Below are 22,685 nucleotides of genomic sequence, written 5' to 3'. Positions count from 1 at the left end.
ACCGGCGGCGCTGTTTTTGTTTTTACTTCCCGATATCCTCCAAGCCCTGCCCGTACAGCCGCTTGGCGTTGCCGATCAGCGTCTGCGTGCCGACGATGAGGATGCAGTCGGGCACCGGGCCTGCGCGCAGTGCGTCCAGCGCGTCCGCGAGCAGCGGATAGGCGGCGCTGCCGTCCGGACAATACTGCGTAGCCACCTCCAGCGCGTCCTCCGGAAACGCGAGATGGCTCACGTCGGGCCGCGTCACGAGGATGCGGCTCGCGATCGGGGCGAGCGTCGCGATGACGCCGGCGTAGTCTTTATCCTTCGGCACGCCGATCACGGCGGCGACACGCGCGCCCTCGCCGAGGCCGAGCGAGCTTACGACGCTCGCCAGATAGGCGGCAGAGTCGCGATGGATCGCGCCGTCCACGATGGTTAGCGGCTTGCGGCTCACGATCTCGCAGCGGCCTGGCCACTGCAGGCCGGCGAAGCACGCGGCGACCGTCGCCGGATCGAGCGCCGCGCCCGCGATATCCTCGCACGCTTGCACCGCAAGCGCCGCATTGTCGGCCTGGAACGCGCCGAGCAGCGGCAGTGTCAGACCGCGATAGAGCGTACGTCCGGTGCGTACGTCGAATGTCGTGCCGCGCGGGGATATAGCGATGCGCTCGGCTTCGAACGATTCGCCTGCAAACGAAACGTGTTCGCCTCGGGTTGACGCGCTCGCCCGTTCCGCCGACACATCAAATGACGCCTCAATCGCCGCAAGCTCGCGTTCTTCCGCTATATGGTCTGCCGCCCCTAGCTCCCGCTTAATCGCCACAAGCCCACGCTCTTTCGCTGTATTTCCTGCCGTGCCTAACTCCCGCTTGATCGTGGCAAGCGCGTCTTCGCGCTGCGCCCCGATATACAGTCGCGTATCCGCCGACTTAGCGATACCCAGCTTATGCCGTACGATGTCGTCGAGGCCGGGACCGAGCTCGCGGACATGCTCCTCCATGATTGCCGTGACGACCGCCCATTCGTTCGCAAGCACGTTCGCATCGTCGAAGCGACCGCCCCGTCCGCATTCGACGACGTTAATGTCGGTGCCTTGCTCCGCGAACCAACTGACCGCGATCGCAAGCGACACGCCGACCGGACCTTGATAGGCCGGCGCTTCCAGGCCACGCTCGATCTCCGCCCAAGCCGGCTCGATCCGCTGCGCGATCCGCACGAAATCTGCCTCTCCGATCGCGCGACCGTCAATGCGGATCCGCTCACGGTAGTCTACCAGGTGCGGAGAGGTGAACAAGCCGACCTTATAGCCTAGATGACTAAGTAGAGAAGAGATGAGGCGCGAGGTCGAGCCCTTTCCCTTGCTGCCCGTCACGAGCACGAATCGTCTCCCGCGGTCCGGCGCGCCGAGCAAATCGAGCAGGCGGCGGGTCAGCTCCGGGCAGCGAACCCGGTCATCGCCGGCAGACGGCAGCTGCGGTGCCGCGCGAAGGTACGAACGGTAGACGAGGTCCTCGGCCTCGCGTTGATTGTGGATCGGCATGGGTGAACGGACGCTCCTTTTGCGGTCAAGTAATGGGTGGAGAGAGGCTAGGCGGACCCAGAATCCGCTATTTTCGCGTAAATCCAGTTTTCTGATATCGCTGCGGACCCAGGAGCCGTTATCTGCCGGATGAGAGGCGTTAAACGGCATTTTGGGCGCAAATAACGGCCGCTCGGTCCGTTAACCGCTCCGCACAGCGCGATAAGGGCAAAATAACGGCCGCACGGTCCGCCGTGGCCCAGTCAGTCACTCTGAGGCGCTCTCCAGCCGCTCTCAGCGGCTCTCAGCCGGCGCTCCAGCCGCACTCCAGCCGCTCTCAGCCGCTCTCCAGCGCTCTTTCGCCGCTCTCAGCCACTCGCCAGCCGCCAATCTATTCCGTCCATTATAGCAAAGCCCGCAACGCCAAACAGCCCCCGCTCGACCCCGAGCGAAGGGCTGCCAGCTATCCGATACCGCTTAAGGCTTCAGCACGACCTTAATGCAGCCGTCTTCCTTGTCGTTAAAAATCTTGTACGCCTCGCTCGCCTGATCGAGCGGGACGCGGTGGGTCACGATCTCGGTCGGATCGAACTCGCCGTTTACGATCATGTCGAACAGCTTCGGCATATAGTGAATGGCCGGCGCTTGTCCCATTTTCACGGTGAGGTTGCGCTCGAACATATGGCCCAGCGGGAACATGTTGTAAAGCGCGCCGTATACGCCGGTCAGCTGAATCGTGCCGAATTTGCGGACCGCGTCCATCGCGATATCGATCGCGCTCAGGGTGCCGCCTTGCAGCTTGAGCTTCTGGCCGATTTTCTCGAGTGCGTTTTTCTTGCCGTCCATGCCGACGCAGTCGATGACGACGTCCGTGCCGCCGCGCGTGATCTCGCGGATGTGCAGGGCGACTTCGTCGTGCTCGCCGAAATTGATCGTTTCGACGTTGTTCATCTTGCGCGCGTGCGCAAGACGGTATGGGACGTTGTCGACGGCGATGATCCGCATCGCGCCCTTCATGGCGGCGAACTTCTGAACCATCAGCCCGACCGGTCCGCACCCGAGCACGGTCACCGTGTCGCCCGGCTTCACGCCGGCGTTCTCGACGCTCCAATAGGCGGTCGGCAGGACGTCCGACAGAAACAACAGCGCCTCGTCCGGCATTTCGCACGATTCGGGAATAACGAGAGGCATGAAGTTGCCATAGGGAACGTGCAGGTATTCGGCTTGCCCGCCGGGATAATTGCCGTAACGTTCGGTGTAGCCGAGATAGCCGCCGGAGTCGATCTCCTTTAGGGGCGGGTGGGGATTCGAATTGTCGCACTGGCTTTCCATGTCGTGCTCGCAAAAATAACATTTGCCGCAGGACACGTTAAAGGGAATGACGACCCGGTCGCCTTTTTTGACGCGGGTCACTTCGGGACCGACTTCCTCGACGATGCCCATCGGCTCGTGGCCGATGACCGCGCCCTTATGCGCAGGCATGCCGCCCAGATAAATATGCAGATCGGAGCCGCAGATCGCCGTTGACGTGATGCGCACTATGATGTCGTCCTTTTGCTTCAGCCTTGGATCCTCGACCTCTTTCACCTGTATGTCTTTGCTTCCTTGAAAGGTTACCGCGCGCATGCTTGTTCGTCCTCCTTCGGCTTGTTGATTTCCGCCAATCCTTATTAAGTACCCTGTAGGATGGCAATTCCTTCAGGGATTAATCCGCAAGCCCAGAGGGTAAAGTTGAATATCCCATGACAGCCAAACGGAGGTAACCGATATGTCTATGACCGTATACGGCGTATTCGACACGAGCAAGGAAGTCATCGACGCGATTCAGTCTTTGAAAATAAGGGGGCATTCCGACCACGATCTGACGGTCGTCGCGGACCGGGAAGAGTCGTGGAGTCTCGGTAACCTGGGGCAGGCGGCGGACCTGGTCGAGGTGGAAGGAGCGGGCGCGGGCAACGGCTCGCTGCTTGGCAAGGTAAAGCGCATCATTAAGGCGGGCGGGGACAGCGAGCTGTCCGGACGGCTGGAGGAGATCGGGCTCTCGAACGGCGAAGCGATGGAGTACGCGCCGGAGGTGGACAAGGGGCGGTTCTTGCTGCTGATCGGCCATGACAACGGGCTGACCGACGACGTCGTCGCCAGCTCGCCGGCCGAGGATAACGTGTCGGACAGCGCGATTCGCAATCAGGCGATCGACCGGGAGCTGCCCCGCATCCTGTCCGAGGATGGTCCGCTGCCGCCAAGCGAGCGAATCTGACCTGCTTTCGCGTTTTCGCTCCGAGCCGAAGATCCGACAAGGAGCCGCGCCCTGCAAGGGGGCGTGGCTCTTTTGGCGTACCCGCGGTATAATGAAAACAGCTTGCAGTGCGATTTCGATGTAAAATGGGGTGCGATGAGTATGACACAATCCAGCGATTCCAATCCGTCCGCGTCCGCGGACAAGCCGGAGCAGAAAAAGATCAGTCTGGCTGAAGCGATGAAGCAGCGCCTGGCCCAGAAGAAGCAGGCTGCGGCGCAGGGCGCCGGACAGCAGAGCGGTTTTTCGACCGACGTGAAGCAGATGCGCAGCCAAATTAAAAAGAAGCCGAACAACCAGAAGAAACGTACGGGCGTATAAAGCGTACTTCGCACGGTTTGGCGCGTAAGCCCGGCCGAATGGCGATCGGGCTTGTTTTTATTAAAAGGGAAGTAGGATGATGATGGCAGAGCATATGAAGCTTGACGGAGAATGGCCGGCATTGACATGGCCGTTGTCGCTGAAGGATGCCCTGGCGCGGCAAACCGGGGAATCGCTGGCGCAAACGGCAAGACTGCTGCTAATAGACGATTGGAAGAACGAACGGAACAAAGACAAGCTTGTCGACGGTCTCGTGGCCGTGTTGGCCGACTATGCCGCCGAATCGACGAGATTGTGGGACGAGGAACGTTGGGCGCTCATTCGCAGACTGGTGAAAAATAAAGGTCTGATGGCGAATCCGCCCGAATCCGGCCCGATCGCATACTATTTCTCCGAGCGCGGGATCGCTTTTCCCGGCGAGGTAAACGGCAAAAAGTCGCTTGTCATGCCGGCCGAGCTGGTCGAGCGCTTCGCTAAGCTGGAGGATCTGTCGGGTACGCCTGCGCAAGTGAAGCGCAACACGGAACATATCAAACTTACCCAAGGGCTGCTTTATTATTACGGCGTGCTGGAGGAGAGCGAGCTGGAGGAACGCCTGATCGCGCTTACGGGAGAGACGCCCGAGGATGGCCCCAATATGTTTGAGGTGCTGGTCGACGCGCGCGACTTTCGCGCGATGTACGATTTCGACGATGACGCGCTGTATGCGAACCTCGACGTCGAAGAGCCGCAGGAGCTGCTGCGCATTCAGCAGGCGCGGAAGGAGCTGCCGTATCGCGAATTCACCAAGGCGGAGCTGCTCAAGGCCGGGGAGTACGAATACGTCGAGCGGACGAAGGCGCATCAGGAGCTGGCCGGCTTCCTGGCCCGCGAATACGCGGTGGATAAGGACGAAGCGGACACGATTGCCGAGATTTGCGCGGATACGTTCAAGAACGGCAAGTCGATGAGCGCGGCGTTCGAGATTTTGCAGTTCGAGTTTTCGGTCGAGGATGCGCAGACGGTCGAGGAAGTCGGCGAGTTGCTCGCGCGGCTCAACAACGGCACGAGATCGTGGGTGCTGAAGGGACATCGTCCGGACGAGCTCAAGATAACGATGGGGGGCGGGATACCGTCCAACGTGCTCGCCATGCCGCAGCGCTCGCACCAGGCGGACGTCATTTCCATCCAGACCGGCCGCAAGATCGGACGCAACGATCCTTGCCCGTGCGGCAGCGGCAAGAAGTTCAAGAAGTGCTGCGGGGCCGTCGGAGACTGAGACGAACCACAAACGAGAACCACAAGCTCTCGCCGATTCGAACCCGGCGAGAGCTTTTTATGCGTGCTCTCCATCCTGATACGGCTGAAGGCGAATGTGGAGAGGTAAGCGTGCTAATGGCGTGCCGGCGTTTTTTCGTGGCCTGGCTGGCCGAAAAGCCTGCATTTGTACATGTATTTTCAACCGACTCGCAACACTTGGTGAAATGCCTGCAAATATGCAGGTAAATTCATGGTACAAGCCGGAAACCCGGCTGACGGAGGAAAATACCTGCATTTTCGCATCTTTTTTGTTCAATGGGGGCGATAGCGGCAAAAAAAGATGTATATTTGCAGGCTTATCGGCGAGAACGACGCGGGTGACGATTGGTCAATCGGCCGGAGCGGCTCACCGGATTGGCCCATTTGAGCAGCCCATCGAAGCCCCATCGAAGCCCCATCGAAGCCCCATCGAAGCCCCATCGACAGGCATTTTTATGTTCGCTTTTTTCGGCTTCAGCGGCGGCTTTTCCACTGCTTGCGGTAGGCAAGCGGCGTCAATCCGGTCCGTTTCTTGAACAGGTTGATGAAGTGGCTGGCATTGTCGATCCCGACCCGTTCCGCGATCTCTCCGACCGGCACGTCCGCATACTTTAAGTATTCTTTCGCATGGTTCATGCGCACCTGTATGAGGTATTCGATGGGGCCGAGTCCGATGTAGCGCTTGAAGGCCCGGGATAGATTAAACTTGCCGACCGAGCGCTCGTTCGCAAGCGTCTCAAGCGTCAGTCTTTCCTTATAACGCGAATCGATGGCTTGCACGGTTTGCTTGACGTAGACCGGTACGTCTACGGGCGACTGCCCGCTGCCCGAGGCCAGGACGACTAGTTCCGTCAGGATGTCGGTAAGCAACTTGGCGCTCAGCAGCTCGGTGTGCGCAAAGTGGAAGCGATGAAGCTCGATGAGCTCGCGAATGCGTCCGGAAAGGACGGAGTCGCTTCCTGCCGCGATGACGGGAGCTGACGTATAACCCGAAAAGGCATCATAATAATGGCGGGCCTGGCTGCCGTTCAGATGAACCCAGAGCAGCTCCCACGTAGCGTCTTCGCTTGTTGCGTAATGCTGATAGTCCATGCAGTCGATAAAAAACGCTTGTCCGCTTGTCAAAGCGTACGATTGATCCCGATAGGCAAGCCTGCCGGACCCCGATACCGTATAGACGATCAAGTACGAATCGATCCCCTCGCGCTCCGTAAAGTAAGACGCGTTTGCGCGAAAATGCCCGACCTCCTGAACGAAGTAAAAGGCGCTTTTGGCCAAATCCGACGGCGTTGCGATCAGCCGCACGGAGTCTGTGGACCAAGCGGGAGAGACGTTGACATAAGAAGCCTGCAGTTCGCTCATCCTCTCCGCAAGAAACTAGGATTTTTGGGCAATTTCCTTCGATGTTTTCAAGATTATAACCGTTTACAATTTTGTTATAAAGCTTGGATTGATAGAGAAGGAGGAATCGCCATGTCTTTGCTGCAGCCGATCAAATCGATTCGAAAGGCGCGGATCGGGCTCTATTCCGTCGGCCTGCGCGCGTATTGGGAGCAATTTCCCGGTCTGCGCGAGCGTCTGGAGGGCTACGGTAATTTTATTGAAGGCAAGCTGTCCGAATGGGCGGACGTGTTCAACTTCGGCCTGGTCGATACGGAAGGAGAAGGCCGCCGCGCCGGCGAGTGGCTGAACGCGCAGGACGTCGATCTGGTGTTCTGCCATGCGGCCACGTATTCGACGAGTTCGACGGTACTCCCCGTTCATCAGATTAACAAAGCGCCCGTCGTGTTTTTAAACCTGCAGCCGACCGAGCGCATCAACTACGAGGCGACGACGACCGGCGAGTGGCTGGCGCATTGCGGCGCGTGTCCGGTCCCCGAGTTCGCGAACGCGTTCAACAGAGCAGGCATTCCTTTTCGCATGGTCAACGGCTTGCTCGGACTGGAGGAAACGCCTGCCGGTTCACTGACGAACGAGATTACGCATGAGCGGGAAGAGGCGATACGCGCATGGCGGGAGATCCGGGCTTGGACACAGGCGGCCGCCGTGCCTCGTACGCTTCGGCACAGCCGCTTCGGGTTTCTGGGCAATACGTATAGCGGGATGCTTGATATGTACAGCGACTTCACGATGATCCAGGCGCAGACAGGCCTGCATGTCGAGGTTCTGGAGATGTGCGACCTTGACCGGCAGCTTCGATCGGTTACGCAAGACGACGTCAGGCGCAAGCTTGACGAAGTGCGGGAGATGTTCGAGATCAGCGGGGATTCGCCCTCCGACCCGATCGCGAAAAAGCCGACGGAGGAGCAGCTCGAATGGTCTTGCCGGGTGGCCGCGGCACAGGAGAAGCTCGTGCGGGAATATGAGCTGGACGCACTCTCCTATTATTATCATGGCGCGCCGGGCGGTGCCTACGAGAAGCTGCAGGGCGGGTTCATCGTCGGTCATTCGCTGCTCACGGCGCGAGGAATACCGTGCTCCGGCGAGGGCGATCTGAAAACGGCCGTGGCGATGAAAATCTGCGATATTCTCGGCACCGGCGGCAGCTTTTCGGAGATTGTCGTTACGGACTACGTGGACGGCACGATCCTGCTCGGTCATGACGGCCCGTTTCATATCGCGATTGCCGAGGGCAAGCCGATCCTGCGCGGGATGGGCCTATACCATGGCAAGCAGGGCACCGGCGTCTCGGTTGAAGCCAAGGTCGCGTCCGGGCCGGTGACGACGCTGAACGTGACGCAGACGGGGGACGGCAGGCTGAAGCTGATCAGCAGCGAAGGCGAATCGACCGACGGGCCGATCATGCGGATCGGCAACACGCAGACGCCCGTCCGTTTCCGCGAGCACCCGGATGACTATATGACGAGATGGTTCGCCGAGGCGCCTACGCATCACTGCGCATTATCGGTTGGACACAATGCCGCTCTTTTCGAAAAAGTCGGTCAATTGCTGCAGGTCAAGCATGTGAGGCTGTAGGCCGATCTGCGGAAAAAAAGGCGATGCGTATGAGCCTGGCGGGCTCCGCATCGCCTTATTCGTCTAATCGCTGCTTCGCTTACACGCCTTTCATGCGCCTGCTTTCGTACCGGCATTCGCCGTTTCCAGCTCGGCCGCAGCCTGCAGACCGGCTTGGTTCAGTAGATTCCAGGGCTTGTTGTAGTGCGGCTGGAAGAAGAAGTCGACGAAGCCCAGCTCTTGTACGGTCATCCGGTTCTGGATGCACACCGACAGCGTGTTGGCCGATTGCGTGAGATCCGCCTTCGACAGCACCTGCGCGCCGAGGAGACGGCCGCCGTCTTCTTCATAGACGAGCTTGACCAGCGCCTTCTCGTAGGTCGGCATGAACTCCGGACGGTAGTTGTCGCTGACCGTCGTCGTCCGCACCTTCAAGCCCGCATCGATCGCAGCCTGCTCGGTCATGCCGGTCGAAGCGATGTTAAGATCGAATACACGGATGCCCGAAGTCCCTTGCGTACCCATGTACTTCACGCGTGGCTCCATGATGTTCATGGCGACGAGCGTCCCCATGCGTACGGCATTGGTCGCCAGCGGGATATAGGCTTCCTTGCCCGTCGGGTTGTAGCGGATCGCACAGCTGTCGCCTGCGGCGTACACGTCCGGGCAGCTCGTGCGCATGTACTCGTCGACGACGATCGCGCCGTTCGGGAGCATCATGACCTGGCCTTTGAGCAGCTCCGTGTTCGGACGGAACCCGATGCAGAGGATGACGAGATCCGAATCGTACGCGCCTTCCGTCGTGACTACGCGAGCGACCTTGCCGTCCTGACCCTCGAGCGCGGTAACCGACTGACCGAGCGCGAGACGCACGCCGCGTTCGCGCATGTCGGCTTCGACGACGTCGGTGAACGCCTTGTCGAGGTACTTGAACATGACGCGGGGCGTATTGTCGATGAGCGTCACGGTCTTGCCCAGCTGATGGAAAGCCTCGACCAGCTCGACGCCGATATAGCCCGCGCCGACAACGGTGATCCGGTTGGCGGTCGCCGCTTTTTCGATGATCGTCTGCGCATGCGCGTAGTTTTTGCAGAGTAGCACGCGGTCAAGATCCATGCCGGGCATCTGCGGCACGATCGGCCACGATCCCGTCGTGACGACCAGCTTGTCGTAGCTGTCGACGATCACTTCTTCGGTCTCCAGGTTGCGGACGGTAACCGTCTTATATACCGTATCGACGGCCAGCACGTCATGGCGCATCCGGGTATTCACGCCAAGATCTGCGAGCGTGTCGGGGTGGGCATAGAACAGTTCCTCCGCATTTTGCACGACGCCGCCCACATGAAGCGCGATCCCGCACGACAGAAACGAAATATTATCATTGCGTTCGTACACGGTAATCTTAGCGTCAGGGTAACGTTTGGCCATTTGGATGGTGGCGGCGGTGCCGGCATGGGTGCAGCCAATAACGACGATTTTCATAAGGAAGTCCTCCTCGGATTCTTGTATTGTGATATAATTCACATACTCTGCTTGAAGGGGGCGAAGATCCATCGCTGCATGGTAGAATTTCGTTCGCATGCCGCCGCAGATCTTCGCTCGATAAGTTTGTGATCTAAATCACAATGTCTTGTTGAATCCAATATACGCCACCTTTAACGGGAATGCAATAGATAAAGTGAAAATAATCACAAAGTATTTTTACGCGGAGAGGAGCGTGCTGGCGTTTTTCGTATACGCCTATTTTGTCATAAGACGTCGTGTGCCGTTCAAGCGCAGAACCAAGTCGCCATAGGAGATTGCTCGAATCGCGGCGCGGCTGGCCCAACGCCAGCTGTAGAGAAGGCGATCGCCCGAATCGCGGTGCGGCTGGCCCAACGCCAGCTGTAGAGAAGGCGATCGCCCGAATCGCGGTGCGGCTGGCCCCAACGCCTGCTGTAGAGCAGGCGATTGCCCGAATGGCGGCGCGTTTGGCCTCATCGCCTTCTGTAGAGAAGGCGATTGCCCGAATGGCGGCGAGTTTGGCCTCATCGCCTCCTGTAGAGAAGGCGATTGCCCGAATCGCGGAGCGTTTGACCTTATCGCCTCCTGTAGAGAAGGCGATTGCCCGAATGGTGGCACGTTTGGCTTCATCGCCTTCTGTAGAGAAGGCGATTGCCCGAATCGCGGAGCGTTTGACCTCATCGCCTTCTGTAGAGAAGGCGATTGCCCGAATGGCGGCACGTTTGGCTTCATCGCCTTCTGTAGAGAAGGCGATTGCCCGAATGGCGGCACGTTTGGCTTCATCGCCTTCTGTAGAGAAGGCGATTGCCCGAATGGCGGCGCGTTTGGCCTCATCGCCTCCTGTAGAGAAGGCGATTGCCCGAATGGCGGCACGTTTGGCCTCATCGCCTCCTGTAGAGCAGGCGATTGCCCGAATCGCGGAGCGTTTGGCCTCGTCGCTTCCTGTAGAGAAGGCGATTGCCCGAATGGCGGCACGTTTGGCTTCATCGCCTCCTGTAGAGAAGGCGATTGCCCGAATGGCGGCACGTTTGGCTTCATCGCCTCCTGTAGAGAAGGCGATTGCCCGAATGGCGGCACGTTTGGCTTCATCGCCTTCTGTAGAGAAGGCGATTGCCCGAATGGCGGCACGTTTGGCTTCATCGCCTCCTGTAGAGAAGGCGATTGCCCGAATCGCGGAGCGTTTGACCTTATCGCCTTCTGTAGAGAAGGCGATTGCCCGAATCGCGGAGCGTTTGACCTCATCGCCTTCTGTAGAGCAGGCGATTGCCCGAATCGCAGGCAGGCTGGCTTCAACGCCTGTCGTAGAGCAGGCGATTGCCTAATCGTTGGTAGGCGCACTCATCGCCTGCTTATCTCACGCCGCCGCACCGTGCTCGGACCAAGTATCAATCCATGTTGACACATCCCGCGCCGCCGCGCCGCGCATGGGCCAAGTATCGATCTAAGCCCCTAAGCCAATTAAAAAGGAGCCGCTCCAACGGTCATATTCATGACACGTGGAACGGCTCCTGTCTTTTGCTTTTTTCCTATTACCACCCGTTACCGCCCGGTCACAACGGCTGTTCGGGCGGCGTTTCCGGCGGTATCGCGTCGGGCTTGACGTCCGGCGGTACGTCGTCCGGCTTGATCTCGGGCGTCGGATTCTGCACGATCTCAGGATTCGGCACGACCGGCGAGATCTCGGGGGAAGTCGGAGGCGTGATCTCCGGCGTACCCGGATCGAACTGCGGCAGCTCAGCGGCATAATCTTTATATTCGGACATCTGGCAGCACTCCTTTATTAGTCGCTTGGTTTCCATTACCCAATCGCAGGGCGGCCTTAACGGGATCCCGGACAACAAACATTGGCACTTAGGTCTAATGACGGCGGGCTCGGCCCTGTGATATGCTGGATGAAAAACGGCAACAGGGAGTTTGACACGCGATGGAATTTGCGAGAGCTTCGTCAGTATTTAACGCGATGGAACCGATCGTCGTTAGTTTTTTCGAGGAGCATATTTTGCCCAACTATCCGCTGAAGTGCGGCTGCGACAAGTGCACGACGGACATCATCGTACTGACCTTGAACCATCTCAAGCCGCAGTACACATCCACGCAAGCCGGCCAAGCCTATATCAAGGCACTTTATATGAACCCCCAGATGCAATCGGACATTTTGCAGGAGCTCACGCGTTCCCTGCAGATCGTGGAGTCCAAGCCGCAGCACGCTCCCGCCGAATAGCCCCGAACCGCCTCGAAGGCCCGCCGTCCTCGGGTCTTTTTTGTGCAGCCTGTCCTTAAGTCACCTTACGTTTCCGCGCTTCTGCTCCGGTTTGCCGCATTCGGGGTAAATACATGGGAGGATTGGGGCTCACGGCCTCAGCCATAATAAGGAGACGATCCGAACAGAAGCGAGGGGACCGACGACATGGCGCTTACCGACGAACAGCGCATCACGCTTCACGGGTTCAATAACCTGACGAAGACGCTGAGCTTCAATATGTACGACATCTGCTACACCAAGACCAAGGAAGAGCGGGAGGCGTACATCGCCTACATCGACGAGCAGTACAACTCCGATCGGCTCACCAAGATTCTGAACGCGGTGGCTGAGATTATCGGCGCCCATGTCCTGAATACGGCGAAGCAGGATTACGTGCCGCAAGGCGCGAGCGTGACGCTGCTCGTGTCGGAGGGGCCGATCGTGGAGGTGCCGACGGAGTCGTACGAGGAGTCGCCGGGACCGATGCCGGCCAATGTCACGTTGCAGCTCGACAAGAGCCATATTACCGTGCACACGTACCCGGAGTATCACCCGAGCGAGGGCATCAGCACGTTTCGCGCGGACATCGACGTCTCGACGTGCGGCGAGATTTCTCCGCTCAAGGCGCTGAATTATCTCATTCACTCCTTCGACACCGACATTATGACGATCGACTACCGGGTGCGCGGGTTCACGCGGGATATTAACGGATACAAGCTGTTCATCGACCACGATATCAATTCGATCCAGAATTACATTCCCGATGCAGTGATCGAAGCGTATGATATGATAGATGTCAATGTGTACCAGGAGCACATCTTCCATACGAAGTGCAAGCTGCGCGAGTTCGACCTCAACAACTACCTGTTCGGCTACACCAAGGACAAGCTGAGCGAAGCCGAGCAGCAGGAGATCGCGGAGCGGCTTAAAATCGAGATGGACGAGATTTTCTACGGTAAAAATATTCGTTAGGCGCAAACGTCGAGGGGGAGCTGCGATGGGACTTAGAGAGGACGCGGCAAGGCTGAAGCAAGATATCGAGGACGAGCAGAACGCCAAGCTCCGGATCGCCCTGTTCGGGCAGCCGGGCTCGGGCAAGTCGTCGCTCATCAACCAGATCGTCGGGCAGCCGGTCGCGCGCACGGGCGTGACGACCGACACGACGGTGGAGGCGCAGATCATCGCCCACGAGGAGCTGCTGCTTGTCGATCTGCCGGGGTACGGAACGTCCCGGTTTCCGCCGAACGAATGGATGGACCGGTTCCGGCCCGAGGAGCTGGATTTGTTCCTCTGCGTATTCGCGGGCAAGTTCCACGAGGCGGACACGGCCTTCTTCAAGGAGCTGCGGGAGAAAGGGCGGATCTGCCTGTTCGTCCGCAACAAGCTGGACGATCTGTGGGAGGACGGCCGCACGACGGAGGAGCTGCAGGCGGAGATCGTCGCCGACGTGTCGCGCCAGATCGGCGCGCCCGAGCGCGTGTACTTCGTCAGCTGCCGGACCCGCGAGGGCTTAAGCGAGCTGGTGGACGGGATCAAGGCGGCGCTCGAGCCCGCGCTGCAGGAGAAGTACGCGCGGTCGGCCAAGGCGTTTAGCCTCACGCATCTCGAGGCGAAGAAGGAGGCGTGCGAGAAGTCCGTGTACAAGTACGCGGGGCTCGCCGCCGCCAACGGTCTCAACCCCGTGCCCGGCATAAACGTCGGCGTCGACATGTCCATCATGTACAAGATGTTCGCCGAGATCCGGGCCTCCTACGGACTCACCGACGAGAAGGTGAACAAGCTGATCCCGTCCCTGCTGCCGCTCGGCAAGCGGGTGCTCGATTACGGAACCAAGGAAGGCATCATGCTGCTTCTCAAGAAGTTTGCGGGCAAGAGCGCGTCGACGGCCGTCGGGCGCTTCGTGCCGATCGTCGGCCAGGCGATCGCGGCAGCCGCCGGCTTCGGCATGACGCTTGCCGCCGGCAAGTCGTACCTGAACGACTGCCACGAGCTGGCGGAGCGGATTCTGGAGCGCGAGCTCGGAATCGAGCGCCAGCCGTGAGCGCGAAGGCTAGGCGCGCGGGAACCGGACCGGCCGCCGAGCCGACGGTGCTGGAGCGCAACCTGAGGCGGCTCGCCTCGGAGCTTGCCGTCATCCCGCGCAAGCGCAAGATCGCGATTATCGGGCAGCCGGGCGCCGGCAAGTCGGCGCTGCTCGATCTGCTGACGGACCGCGGCTGCGTGCCGCGGCCGGTCGTCGGCCAGCGGACCGATGCGACGTCTTGGGCGCACGATCCGAATGCCTCGCTGATCCATGCATGCGGGGAAGCCGTCTTCGTCGATTCGCCCGGCTACGGCACGGCCGCGCATCCGGCGGAGGCGTTTTTTCGTCTGTTCCCGTATCGCTCCTTCGACCGGCTCCTGGTCGTTATTAAGGATAAGCTGCACGCAGCGGACGACCGGCTGCTCGCCGGCATCGCGCGGAACGGACTCGCGGAGCGGACGATGCTTATCCGCAGCTTTGCGGATAGCCTGGAGGAAGGGGAGCGGGAGCCGCTGCTCGGCGAGCTTGCGAAGCGATTTCCCGGGCCGAAGGTGTTGTACAGCGCCAGGACCCGCGCGGGTCTGGACGAGATCCGGCAGTATGCCGGCATTTGAGGAGCCAAACGGAACTACGAAGATTCAATCACGATGGATGATTTGATCGGCGTGCTGCCGCGTATGCTCGAACGGGGCTTTAAACCTGCCGCGCATGAAGAACGTCAAAACGAATGCAAGGCTTGGAACCGTCGGGGGAACTCCCTGGCGGTTCTTTCTTGTTTTGCGCAGAAGCGGCCTATTGTTCAAAGTCTTTCCTTGGTTCAGGGCGCATGGGCAAGGGTACGATTGTAACAATTGCTGCCGAACCGTCCAGGTCTTGCTTCTAAATTCGAGAATGGACTTGCAGCCAAGCGCAAATGCGGTCGGTCTGCCTCGCGCGCATGCGCAAGAAGCAGACGCGATCCGGGAATGAACGTACCGCGCTGGATGCATAATACAGGGGATGCGGTCAGATCCTGCCGCATGCGCCTCTGACGGAAGGAGCTAAATAGATGGCTATGGCCGATCTGACCCTCCACACGGACAAGTACCAGATTAATATGATGTACGCGCACTGGGTGCAAGGCACGCTCAACGAGCGGGCCGTGTTCGAGATTTACTTCCGCAAGCTGCCGTTCGGCAACGGCTACGCCGTCTGCGCCGGTCTCGAGCGGATCGTCCGTTATATCGAGGCGCTGCGATTCGGAGACCGCGAGCTTGATTATCTGAGACGGCAAGAGGAAAACTATGCGCCCGGCTTTCTCGAAGCGCTACGTTCCTTCCGCTTCACGGGCAGCCTGCACGCGATGCCGGAGGGAACGCTGGCTTTTCCTAACGAGCCGCTCGTCCGGGTCGAAGCGCGCCTCTTCGAAGCGCATCTGATCGAGACGGCCATGCTGAATTTCCTCAATTATCAGACGTTGATCGCAACGAAGGCCTCGCGAATCCGGCAGGTCGCTCCTGACGATATGCTCCTGGAATTCGGCACCCGCAGGGCGCAGGAAGCGGATGCGGCCGTATGGGGAGCGCGCGCCGCCTACGTCGCGGGCTTCCATGCCACCTCGAACATGCGGGCCGGCATGCTCTTCGGAATTCCGTCCAAGGGTACGCATGCGCATGCCTGGGTTCAGGCGTTCGGAACCGAGGAGGAAGCATTCCGCAAATACGCAGAGGCGCTGCCGGATCAGGTGACGCTGCTTGTAGATACGTATGATACGCTTCGCAGCGGCGTGCCCAACGCCATTCGGATCGGCCGTATGCTCGAGGCCTCGGGCAAGCGGATGGTGGGCATCCGGCTGGACAGCGGCGATCTGGCCTATCTCTCGCAGCAGGCGAGAAAAATGCTTGACGATGCAGGGCTCACCTACGTCAAGATTACCGCGTCCAACGATCTGGACGAGCATATCATCGACAATTTGAAAAGCCAACGCGCGCAAATCGACGTTTGGGGCGTCGGCACGAAGCTGATCACCGCCGCCGATCAGCCTTCGCTCGGCGGCGTATACAAGATGGTCGCCATCTCGAGAGACGGCGCTTACGAACCCGTAATCAAGATCTCGGCCAACCCGGAAAAGGTGACGACACCCGGCCTTAAGGATGTATACCGAATTATTGGCCGCGACACCGGCAAGGCGGAGGGAGATTATATCGCCCTCAAGGACGAGGAAGACATTCGCGAAGGCCGCCGGATCAAGCTGTTCGACCCGGTGCACCCGTATATTCACAAGTACATCGAACGTTACGACGCAGTACCCTTGCTGAAGCCGGTCATCGTAGACGGCGAACTGGCAGGACCGCTTCCCTCGCTCGAAGAAGTCCGTGCATACCACGACGAGCAGATCGGTCAATTTTGGCCGCAGTATTTGCGCAAGCTGAATCCTGAGCTTTATCGGGTCAATTTGAGCGAAAAGGCTTGGAAGCTGAAGATGGATTTAATCGCAAGGCATACACAAAATGACCATTTGTAATTTCCATTTACAAACATTAAATGGTAACTGACATGGTGATGACATGTAATGGGTTGTGATATCTATGGATTGTGGATAAGTGATAAAAGAATTCGCTTTCATTTAACACTTTCCATCGGTAAAGGGAAAACGCGTTAAAGAACAGCCGCTTTTATACGCTAAATCGTGTAAAAATTATTTCAACGTTTGATTAAAAAATGTGCAAAATATCATAGATTTCTTCAGAATCTTGCTTTATAATCGCCTAGGAGAGAGAGCATCCGCTAGAAAACTGGAAAAAGTATATGCGATTTATGCTCGATCAAAAATCTGGGGAGGCCAGTACATGAAGACAAGGAAGATTGTGTCAGGTATTCTTACGTTGACGCTGCTAGGCGCTTCGTTGGTTGCTTGCGGCAACAACAATAACAACGCAGGCAGCAGTTCAAGCGCCAGCTCCGGTGCAAGCTCGTCCGCGAGCGCACCAGCAAGCTCCTCCAGCAAGACCGAACTCGTAATGAACTACCGTGCGGATCCGCCGGCGCTTGACGTATCGATCGCGGAGAGCTCCGCCTCGTTCACGATTCTCGGCGCTATCAGCGAAGGTCTGTATCGTTTGGATAAAGATTTGCAACCGCAGCCTGCGCTTGCCGACGGCATGCCGACGGTCTCCGCGGACGGCCTGGTCTACACGGTCAAGCTGAAGTCCGGCCTCGTCTGGGCGAACGGCGATCCGCTGACCGCGAAGGATTTCGTATACTCCTTCAAGCGCACGCTGGACCCGAAGACCAAGGCGACTTACGCGTTCATGGTCGCTTGGATCAAGGGCGGCAACGATGTGCTGACCGCCAAGGACGACGCGGCCGTCAAGGCTGCGCAGGACAAGCTCGGCGTCGTCGCGAAGGACGATACGACGCTGGAGATCACGCTGGACCACCCGGTTCCGTTCTTTACGGCGCAACTGGCGTTCCTCAACTTCTACCCGCAGAATGAGAAGTTCGTCTCCGCGCAAGGCGAAAAGAGCGGCGCGGATGCGGACAAGGTGCTCGGCGCAGGTCCGTTCAAGCTGACCAAGTGGGACCACGAGCAGCAGCTCGTGCTTGAAAAGAACGACAAGTATTGGGATGCGGCCAACGTTAAGCTGACGAAGGTCACGCTGAACATCGTCAAGGATACGTCCACCGGCCTTAACCTGTACGAGACCGGCGCGACCGATTATGCCGATGTCAAGGGCGACCAAATGCTCGCTTACGACGGCAAGCCGGATTTGCAAATGAAGAAGGAGCTCGTGACGGGCTACCTGAACTTCCAAGGGACGAAGGTTCCCGCTTTTGCCAACGCCAAGGTACGCCAAGCGTTCACGATGGCGATCGACCGCGCAGGCGTAGCTAACCTCGTTCTGAAAAACGGCTCCGTTCCTGCGACCGGCTTCGTACCGGCCGGCAACCAGGACGGCAACGGCCAGGACTTCCGTACGGTCGTAGGCGACACCGAGGCGGCATTCGATGCTGCCAAGGCGAAGCAACTGCTTGCCGAAGGCCTGCAAGAATCCGGCGCTACGCTGCCTAAGCTGTCCATCATGGGCGACGACACGGAGACCGGCAAGAAATTGCTCGAGTACCTCGTTTCCCAATGGAAAACGAACCTGGGCGTAGACGTAACGACCGAACCGCTGCCGCACGCGAACCGTCTGGATCGCGAGCTGTCCAAGAACTACCAGATCGTCAGCACCCTGTGGGGCGCAGATTACAACGATCCGATGACCTGGCTCGACATGTTCCTGACCGGCGGCTCGTTCAACACGCAAGACTGGTCGAACGCCGAGTACGACAAGCTGATCAAGGCCGCTCAACTCGAGACCGACAACGCGAAGCGCGCCGACGAAATGGCGCAAGCCGAGAAGATCCTGCTGAGCGAAGCTGCCGTTACGCCGCTGTACTTCCGTTCCTCGCCGTTCGTCATCAACCCGAAGCTGAAGGATCTGATCCTGCCGCCTTACGGTCCCGATTTCGAACTGAAGTGGGCTCACTTCGAAGGATAATCCAAGCGTCAAGCTTGCTTAACGACTAACGCACCAGGTACAGTCAACGCCAACCATGAGGGAGGCCGTTCTTGAACGGCTTCCTTCATGTGCTTGACGCTCGTAAATTCCAATGAAGGGAGGGTTTTCCATGCTGAAGTTCATCGTGCGCAGATTTATTTATATGGTTATTACGCTTTGGGTCGTCGTTACAGTCACGTTTTTTCTAATGAAGCTGCTGCCGGGCAATCCGTTCGGCGAGAACGCATCGAAGCTGTCGCCCGAGAATCTGCAGATCTTGCGGGAGCAATATGGCCTGGACAAACCCGTCTGGCAGCAATACCTGAAGTATATGGGGAAAGTGGTACAAGGGGACCTCGGCGTCTCTTATCAATACCCGACGCGCGAAGTCGTCGAGATCATCAAGCATAACTTCCCGGCATCGCTCGAGCTCGGGATCGAATCGTTGATTTTTGCCGTTATTATCGGCTTATTACTTGGCATTTTCGCGGCGCTTAGGCACAACAAGGCCGGAGACTATACCGCGATGCTCATCGCGATCATCGGCATCTCCGTTCCTTCGTTCGTCATCGGGCCGCTGCTCTCATACTTTGTCGGCGTTAAACTCGGCTGGTTGCCTCCCGGCTTATGGACGGGACCGGAACACCGGGTGCTGCCGGCGCTTGCGCTCTCTTTCGGCACGATCGCGATTCTGGCCCGCATGATGCGGGCGTCGATGCTCGACGTCGCGAGCCAGGATTATATCAAGACCGCCAAGTCCAAGGGCATCGGCGGCAATGCGATCGTCTGGAATCACATGATCCGCAACGCGATTTTGCCGGTCGTCACCATTCTTGGTCCGATCGCGGCCAACGTCGTCACGGGTACGCTCGTCGTCGAGACGATCTTTTCCGTGCCGGGACTCGGCCATCAGTTCGTGCAGTCGATTCTGACGACGGACTACACGATGATTGCCGGCCTCGCGATTTTTTACGCGGCTATTCTGATCTTCGTCATGTTCATCACGGATATCGCTTACGGCTTGGTCGATCCGCGTATCCGGTTAGGGAAGGGGAGATAAGGGATGGACAACATCGCCAAGAGCCAATTCGAGCCGGCGGTCAAGTCTGGCGACAGAGAAGCGATTCTTCGCCCTTCCGTCAGTTATTGGCAGGATGCCTGGAGACGCCTTAAGAAAAACAAGCTGGCCATGGCCGGACTTGTCGTCATGATCATCGTCACGCTGCTTGCCCTCATCGTGCCTGTCGTCAGCGGCTACGACTACGAGACGCAAAACGCCAGCGCCGTCAACCTTCGTCCGTCCGCCGCCCACTACTTCGGCACGGACGATTTCGGCCGCGATTTGTGGACGCGCGTTTGGTGGGGCGCCCGCATTTCCTTGTTCATCGGCATTATGGCCGCATTGCTCGACCTCGTGATCGGCGTCCTGTACGGCGGCATCTCCGCCTATTTTGGCGGCAAGGTCGACAATATCATGCAGCGTTTCATCGAAGTCATTTACTCGATTCCGTACCTGCTGCTCTCCATCCTGCTGTTGATGGTACTCGGGCCGGGCGTGTCGACCATTATACTGGCTTATGCGATCACCGGCTGGGTCTCGATGGCCAGGCTCGTGCGCGGGCAGATGCTCGTGCTCAAGGAGCAAGAGTTCGTGCTGGCCGCCAGAGCGTTGGGCGCGAAGCCGTTCCGCATCATTCTGAAGCATCTGATTCCGAACGCGCTCGGCGTCATCGTCGTGCAGATCACGTTCGTCGTGCCGACGGCGATCTTCGCCGAAGCCTTCCTGAGCTTCATCGGCCTCGGCATCAAGCCGCCGCTGGCATCGCTGGGCAACCTGTTGAGCGACGGCGCGGCATATATGCGCTACCACCCGCACCGGCTCGTGTTCCCGACGATCGTATTCAGCATGATTTTGCTCAGCTTCAACCTGCTCGGGGACGGCCTGCGGGACGCGCTCGATCCCAAGATGAGAAAATAAGGAGGAGAGTCCGATGAGCACGCCTCTATTGGAAGTAAACAACCTGCGCGTATCGTTCAAGATGCATGCGGGCGAGGTTCAAGCGGTTCGCGGCGTCTCCTTTAAATTAGATAAAGGCGAAGTGCTCGCGATCGTGGGAGAATCGGGCAGCGGCAAGTCTGTCACGGCCCAGACGATCATGCGTCTGACGCCGACGCCTCCCAGCTATATTAAAGAAGGTTCGATCGTATACGAAGGCAAGACCGACATCACCAAGCTGAGCGAGTCTCAGATGGGAAAGGTTCGCGGCGCGGAGATGGGCATGATCTTTCAGGATCCGATGACGTCGCTGAATCCGACGATGACCGTCGGCATGCAAATCGCCGAGGGCATTCGCAAGCACGAGAAGCTGTCGAAAAGCGCGGCGCTCGCCCGCGCCGTCGAGCTGCTCAAGCTCGTCGGCATGTCGAATCCGGAAGGCCGCATTCATCAATATCCGCATGAGCTGTCCGGCGGCATGCGCCAGCGCGTCATGATCGCGATCGCGCTGGCCTGCCATCCGAAGCTGCTGATCGCCGACGAGCCGACGACGGCGCTCGACGTGACGATCCAGGCGCAGATTATGGACGTCATGCGCGACGTGCAGGAGAAGACCGGTACGTCTATCATTTTGATCACGCACGATCTCGGCGTCGTTGCCGAACTTGCGCAGCGCGTCATCGTCATGTACGCGGGACAGGTTGCCGAACAGGGCAGCTTGCACGATATCTTTTATAATCCTCGTCATCCTTATACCTGGGGACTGCTGCAATCTGTGCCGCGTCTCGACTCCGACAAGAAGAGCGAGCTGTCGTCCATTCCGGGCACGCCGCCGGACCTGTACGCGCCTCCGAAGGGCTGCGCGTTCGCGGCACGCTGTCCGTATGCCATGAAGGTGTGCATGGAGAACGATCCGCCGCTATTCGAGATCGACGGACCGGCTCATACGGCCAAGTGCTGGCTGAACGATCCGGACGCCCCCAAGGTAGAAAGGCCGATCGAGACAGGGGGTGCCGCAAATGTCTAATGCGCCTATTCTGGAACTGACGGATCTGCGCAAGCATTTTAATCTGTCCGGCGGCCGCGTGTTGAAGGCCGTCGACGGCTTGAACTTCAACGTGGAGCGCGGCGAGACGTTCGGCCTGGTCGGCGAGTCCGGCTGCGGCAAGTCGACCGCCGGCCGCACGATCATGCAGCTGTACGAACCGACGTCCGGCAGCATCAAGTTCGACGGCCGCGACGTGAGCAAGCTTACGAAGTCGGAGCGGATCAAGTTCACCAAGGAAATGCAAATGGTGTTCCAGGACCCGTATGCATCGCTTAATCCTCGGATGACGGTCGGCAAGATCATCGGCGAAGGCCTCGAGATTCACGGGCTGGCCTCCGGCCGCAAGCGCACGGAACGCGTCGCCGAGCTGCTGGACGCCGTCGGCCTGAACGAAGAGCATGCAAACCGGTTCCCGCACGAATTTTCCGGCGGCCAGCGCCAGCGGATCGGCATCGCGCGCGCGCTCGCGATCGAGCCGAAATTCATCGTGGCGGACGAGCCGATCTCCGCGCTCGACGTATCGGTGCAGGCGCAGGTCGTCAACCTGTTCAAGAAGCTCCAACGCGAGCGCGACCTGACCTATCTGTTCATCGCGCATGACCTGGCGATGGTCAAGCACATCTCGGACCGCATCGGCGTCATGTATCTGGGCAAGCTGGTCGAGGTCGCCGAATCCGACGAACTCAACGAAAACCCGCTGCACCCGTACACCCAGTCGCTGCTGTCCGCGATCCCGCTGCCCGATCCCGAGCAGCAAAAGTCGCGCGAGCGCATCATCCTGAAGGGCGAGATTCCAAGCCCGCTGAATCCGCCGAGCGGCTGCCCGTTCCGCACGCGCTGCCCGCACGCGATGGACGTCTGCGCCCGGACGATGCCCGAGTTCAAAGAAGCCAAGCCAGGACACTACGTAGCCTGCCATCTCTATTAAAGTAATCGCATGACCCGCGCCGGAGGATACGCCTCCGGCGCGTTTTTTTTGTTGGGCAACCTTCGGAACCC

21 protein-coding genes are annotated in these 22,685 nt (G+C 58.9%); 16 read left to right on the top strand and 5 right to left on the bottom strand.

The features are described 5' to 3' along the window. Positions 1-22: 22 nt before the first annotated feature. Both ACFOTD_RS14050 and ACFOTD_RS14045 read right to left on the bottom strand, forming a co-directional pair. Positions 23-1,522, bottom strand: a complete 1,500-nt coding sequence (locus tag ACFOTD_RS14050) for a bifunctional folylpolyglutamate synthase/dihydrofolate synthase (protein WP_378119721.1) — start codon at positions 1,520-1,522, stop codon at positions 23-25. A gap of 456 nt (positions 1,523-1,978) precedes the next feature. Further along, a complete protein-coding gene (locus ACFOTD_RS14045; protein WP_378119719.1) occupies positions 1,979-3,127 on the bottom strand; it encodes a zinc-dependent alcohol dehydrogenase in 1,149 nt (382 codons plus the stop codon). Between the two features lie 142 nt (positions 3,128-3,269). Here ACFOTD_RS14045 and ACFOTD_RS14040 point away from each other — a divergent pair, with 142 nt between their 5' ends. From ACFOTD_RS14040 to ACFOTD_RS14030, 3 genes are all read left to right on the top strand, one after another. Next, positions 3,270-3,758, top strand: a complete 489-nt coding sequence (locus ACFOTD_RS14040) for a general stress protein (RefSeq protein WP_378119717.1) — start codon at positions 3,270-3,272, stop codon at positions 3,756-3,758. Positions 3,759-3,899: 141 nt separating this feature from the next. Beyond that, entirely contained in the window at positions 3,900-4,118 is a 219-nt protein-coding gene (locus tag ACFOTD_RS14035; protein ID WP_378119715.1) for a hypothetical protein, read from the top strand. Between the two features lie 76 nt (positions 4,119-4,194). Further along, positions 4,195-5,376: a YecA family protein gene (locus tag ACFOTD_RS14030; protein ID WP_378119713.1), complete on the top strand. Its 1,182-nt coding sequence runs from the start codon at positions 4,195-4,197 to the stop codon at positions 5,374-5,376. A gap of 494 nt (positions 5,377-5,870) precedes the next feature. On the opposite strand, the gene ACFOTD_RS14025 is transcribed toward ACFOTD_RS14030, so the two are convergent. Next, complete coding sequence (locus ACFOTD_RS14025; RefSeq protein WP_378119711.1) at positions 5,871-6,758, bottom strand: helix-turn-helix domain-containing protein; 888 nt, start codon at positions 6,756-6,758, stop codon at positions 5,871-5,873. Between the two features lie 111 nt (positions 6,759-6,869). On the opposite strand from ACFOTD_RS14025, the gene ACFOTD_RS14020 reads away from it, so the two are divergent. Beyond that, positions 6,870-8,372: an L-arabinose isomerase family protein gene (locus ACFOTD_RS14020; protein WP_378119709.1), complete on the top strand. Its 1,503-nt coding sequence runs from the start codon at positions 6,870-6,872 to the stop codon at positions 8,370-8,372. Positions 8,373-8,462: 90 nt separating this feature from the next. Here the strand turns inward: ACFOTD_RS14020 and ACFOTD_RS14015 are convergent, their stop codons facing one another. Next, positions 8,463-9,833 carry an FAD-dependent oxidoreductase gene (locus ACFOTD_RS14015; protein WP_378119707.1) on the bottom strand — a complete coding sequence of 457 codons (1,371 nt, stop codon included), beginning with the start codon at positions 9,831-9,833 and terminating at the stop codon, positions 8,463-8,465. A gap of 527 nt (positions 9,834-10,360) precedes the next feature. Between ACFOTD_RS14015 and ACFOTD_RS14010 the strand changes: the two genes are divergently transcribed. Next, the gene (locus ACFOTD_RS14010; RefSeq protein ID WP_378119706.1) at positions 10,361-11,176 is read left to right on the top strand and encodes a hypothetical protein; all 816 of its coding nucleotides are present in this window, start codon (positions 10,361-10,363) and stop codon (positions 11,174-11,176) included. Between the two features lie 228 nt (positions 11,177-11,404). On the opposite strand, the gene ACFOTD_RS14005 is transcribed toward ACFOTD_RS14010, so the two are convergent. After that, a complete protein-coding gene (locus tag ACFOTD_RS14005) occupies positions 11,405-11,617 on the bottom strand; it encodes a hypothetical protein (RefSeq protein WP_378119704.1) in 213 nt (70 codons plus the stop codon). 161 nt (positions 11,618-11,778) lie between these two features. Between ACFOTD_RS14005 and ACFOTD_RS14000 the strand changes: the two genes are divergently transcribed. From ACFOTD_RS14000 to ACFOTD_RS13950, 11 genes are all read left to right on the top strand, one after another. After that, positions 11,779-12,075 carry a late competence development ComFB family protein gene (locus ACFOTD_RS14000; RefSeq protein WP_378119702.1) on the top strand — a complete coding sequence of 99 codons (297 nt, stop codon included), beginning with the start codon at positions 11,779-11,781 and terminating at the stop codon, positions 12,073-12,075. Positions 12,076-12,261: 186 nt separating this feature from the next. Continuing rightward, entirely contained in the window at positions 12,262-13,068 is an 807-nt protein-coding gene (gene speD, locus ACFOTD_RS13995; RefSeq protein WP_378119700.1) for an adenosylmethionine decarboxylase, read from the top strand. A gap of 25 nt (positions 13,069-13,093) precedes the next feature. Further along, the gene (locus ACFOTD_RS13990; RefSeq protein ID WP_378119698.1) at positions 13,094-14,137 is read left to right on the top strand and encodes a GTPase; all 1,044 of its coding nucleotides are present in this window, start codon (positions 13,094-13,096) and stop codon (positions 14,135-14,137) included. Next, positions 14,134-14,733, top strand: a complete 600-nt coding sequence (locus ACFOTD_RS13985) for a GTPase (protein ID WP_378119696.1) — start codon at positions 14,134-14,136, stop codon at positions 14,731-14,733. Before ACFOTD_RS13990 ends, ACFOTD_RS13985 begins: the two co-directional genes overlap by 4 nt. Positions 14,734-14,766: 33 nt before the next feature. After that, positions 14,767-14,967, top strand: a complete 201-nt coding sequence (locus tag ACFOTD_RS13980; RefSeq protein ID WP_378119694.1) for a hypothetical protein — start codon at positions 14,767-14,769, stop codon at positions 14,965-14,967. A 200-nt stretch (positions 14,968-15,167) separates the two neighbouring features. Next, the gene (locus ACFOTD_RS13975; protein ID WP_378119693.1) at positions 15,168-16,622 is read left to right on the top strand and encodes a nicotinate phosphoribosyltransferase; all 1,455 of its coding nucleotides are present in this window, start codon (positions 15,168-15,170) and stop codon (positions 16,620-16,622) included. 325 nt (positions 16,623-16,947) lie between these two features. Next, positions 16,948-18,642, top strand: coding sequence for a peptide ABC transporter substrate-binding protein (locus tag ACFOTD_RS13970; protein ID WP_378119691.1), 1,695 nt, complete (start codon positions 16,948-16,950; stop codon positions 18,640-18,642). A gap of 130 nt (positions 18,643-18,772) precedes the next feature. After that, on the top strand, positions 18,773-19,702 hold the full coding sequence (locus ACFOTD_RS13965; RefSeq protein ID WP_378119689.1) for an ABC transporter permease: 930 nt from the start codon (positions 18,773-18,775) through the stop codon (positions 19,700-19,702). A gap of 3 nt (positions 19,703-19,705) precedes the next feature. After that, positions 19,706-20,620, top strand: coding sequence for an ABC transporter permease (locus ACFOTD_RS13960; RefSeq protein WP_378119687.1), 915 nt, complete (start codon positions 19,706-19,708; stop codon positions 20,618-20,620). 13 nt (positions 20,621-20,633) lie between these two features. After that, a complete protein-coding gene (locus tag ACFOTD_RS13955) occupies positions 20,634-21,665 on the top strand; it encodes an ABC transporter ATP-binding protein (protein ID WP_378119685.1) in 1,032 nt (343 codons plus the stop codon). Next, the gene (locus tag ACFOTD_RS13950; RefSeq protein WP_378119684.1) at positions 21,658-22,614 is read left to right on the top strand and encodes an ABC transporter ATP-binding protein; all 957 of its coding nucleotides are present in this window, start codon (positions 21,658-21,660) and stop codon (positions 22,612-22,614) included. The genes ACFOTD_RS13955 and ACFOTD_RS13950 overlap by 8 nt, the downstream gene beginning before the upstream one ends. The last annotated feature ends 71 nt before the right edge of the window (positions 22,615-22,685 follow it).

The sequence above is a fragment of the Cohnella sp. GCM10012308 genome (assembly GCF_042649185.1).
Lineage (GTDB): Bacteria > Bacillota > Bacilli > Paenibacillales > Paenibacillaceae > Cohnella.
The sequence above is the reverse complement of the archived record's forward strand: the minus strand, read 5'-3'. Positions and strand labels throughout refer to the sequence as shown.

Bases quoted from the DNA above. Each gene is read 5' to 3' on its own strand.
- ACFOTD_RS14050 (WP_378119721.1), bottom strand. From the start codon at position 1,522: ATGCCGATCCACAATCAACGCGAGGCCGAGGACCTCGTCTACCGTTCG.
- ACFOTD_RS14045 (WP_378119719.1), bottom strand. From the start codon at position 3,127: ATGCGCGCGGTAACCTTTCAAGGAAGCAAAGACATACAGGTGAAAGAG.
- ACFOTD_RS14040 (WP_378119717.1), top strand. From the start codon at position 3,270: ATGTCTATGACCGTATACGGCGTATTCGACACGAGCAAGGAAGTCATC.
- ACFOTD_RS14035 (WP_378119715.1), top strand. From the start codon at position 3,900: ATGACACAATCCAGCGATTCCAATCCGTCCGCGTCCGCGGACAAGCCG.
- ACFOTD_RS14030 (WP_378119713.1), top strand. From the start codon at position 4,195: ATGATGATGGCAGAGCATATGAAGCTTGACGGAGAATGGCCGGCATTG.
- ACFOTD_RS14025 (WP_378119711.1), bottom strand. From the start codon at position 6,758: ATGAGCGAACTGCAGGCTTCTTATGTCAACGTCTCTCCCGCTTGGTCC.
- ACFOTD_RS14020 (WP_378119709.1), top strand. From the start codon at position 6,870: ATGTCTTTGCTGCAGCCGATCAAATCGATTCGAAAGGCGCGGATCGGG.
- ACFOTD_RS14015 (WP_378119707.1), bottom strand. From the start codon at position 9,833: ATGAAAATCGTCGTTATTGGCTGCACCCATGCCGGCACCGCCGCCACC.
- ACFOTD_RS14010 (WP_378119706.1), top strand. From the start codon at position 10,361: ATGGCGGCGAGTTTGGCCTCATCGCCTCCTGTAGAGAAGGCGATTGCC.
- ACFOTD_RS14005 (WP_378119704.1), bottom strand. From the start codon at position 11,617: ATGTCCGAATATAAAGATTATGCCGCTGAGCTGCCGCAGTTCGATCCG.
- ACFOTD_RS14000 (WP_378119702.1), top strand. From the start codon at position 11,779: ATGGAATTTGCGAGAGCTTCGTCAGTATTTAACGCGATGGAACCGATC.
- speD (WP_378119700.1), top strand. From the start codon at position 12,262: ATGGCGCTTACCGACGAACAGCGCATCACGCTTCACGGGTTCAATAAC.
- ACFOTD_RS13990 (WP_378119698.1), top strand. From the start codon at position 13,094: ATGGGACTTAGAGAGGACGCGGCAAGGCTGAAGCAAGATATCGAGGAC.
- ACFOTD_RS13980 (WP_378119694.1), top strand. From the start codon at position 14,767: ATGGATGATTTGATCGGCGTGCTGCCGCGTATGCTCGAACGGGGCTTT.
- ACFOTD_RS13975 (WP_378119693.1), top strand. From the start codon at position 15,168: ATGGCTATGGCCGATCTGACCCTCCACACGGACAAGTACCAGATTAAT.
- ACFOTD_RS13970 (WP_378119691.1), top strand. From the start codon at position 16,948: ATGAAGACAAGGAAGATTGTGTCAGGTATTCTTACGTTGACGCTGCTA.
- ACFOTD_RS13965 (WP_378119689.1), top strand. From the start codon at position 18,773: ATGCTGAAGTTCATCGTGCGCAGATTTATTTATATGGTTATTACGCTT.
- ACFOTD_RS13960 (WP_378119687.1), top strand. From the start codon at position 19,706: ATGGACAACATCGCCAAGAGCCAATTCGAGCCGGCGGTCAAGTCTGGC.
- ACFOTD_RS13955 (WP_378119685.1), top strand. From the start codon at position 20,634: ATGAGCACGCCTCTATTGGAAGTAAACAACCTGCGCGTATCGTTCAAG.
- ACFOTD_RS13950 (WP_378119684.1), top strand. From the start codon at position 21,658: ATGTCTAATGCGCCTATTCTGGAACTGACGGATCTGCGCAAGCATTTT.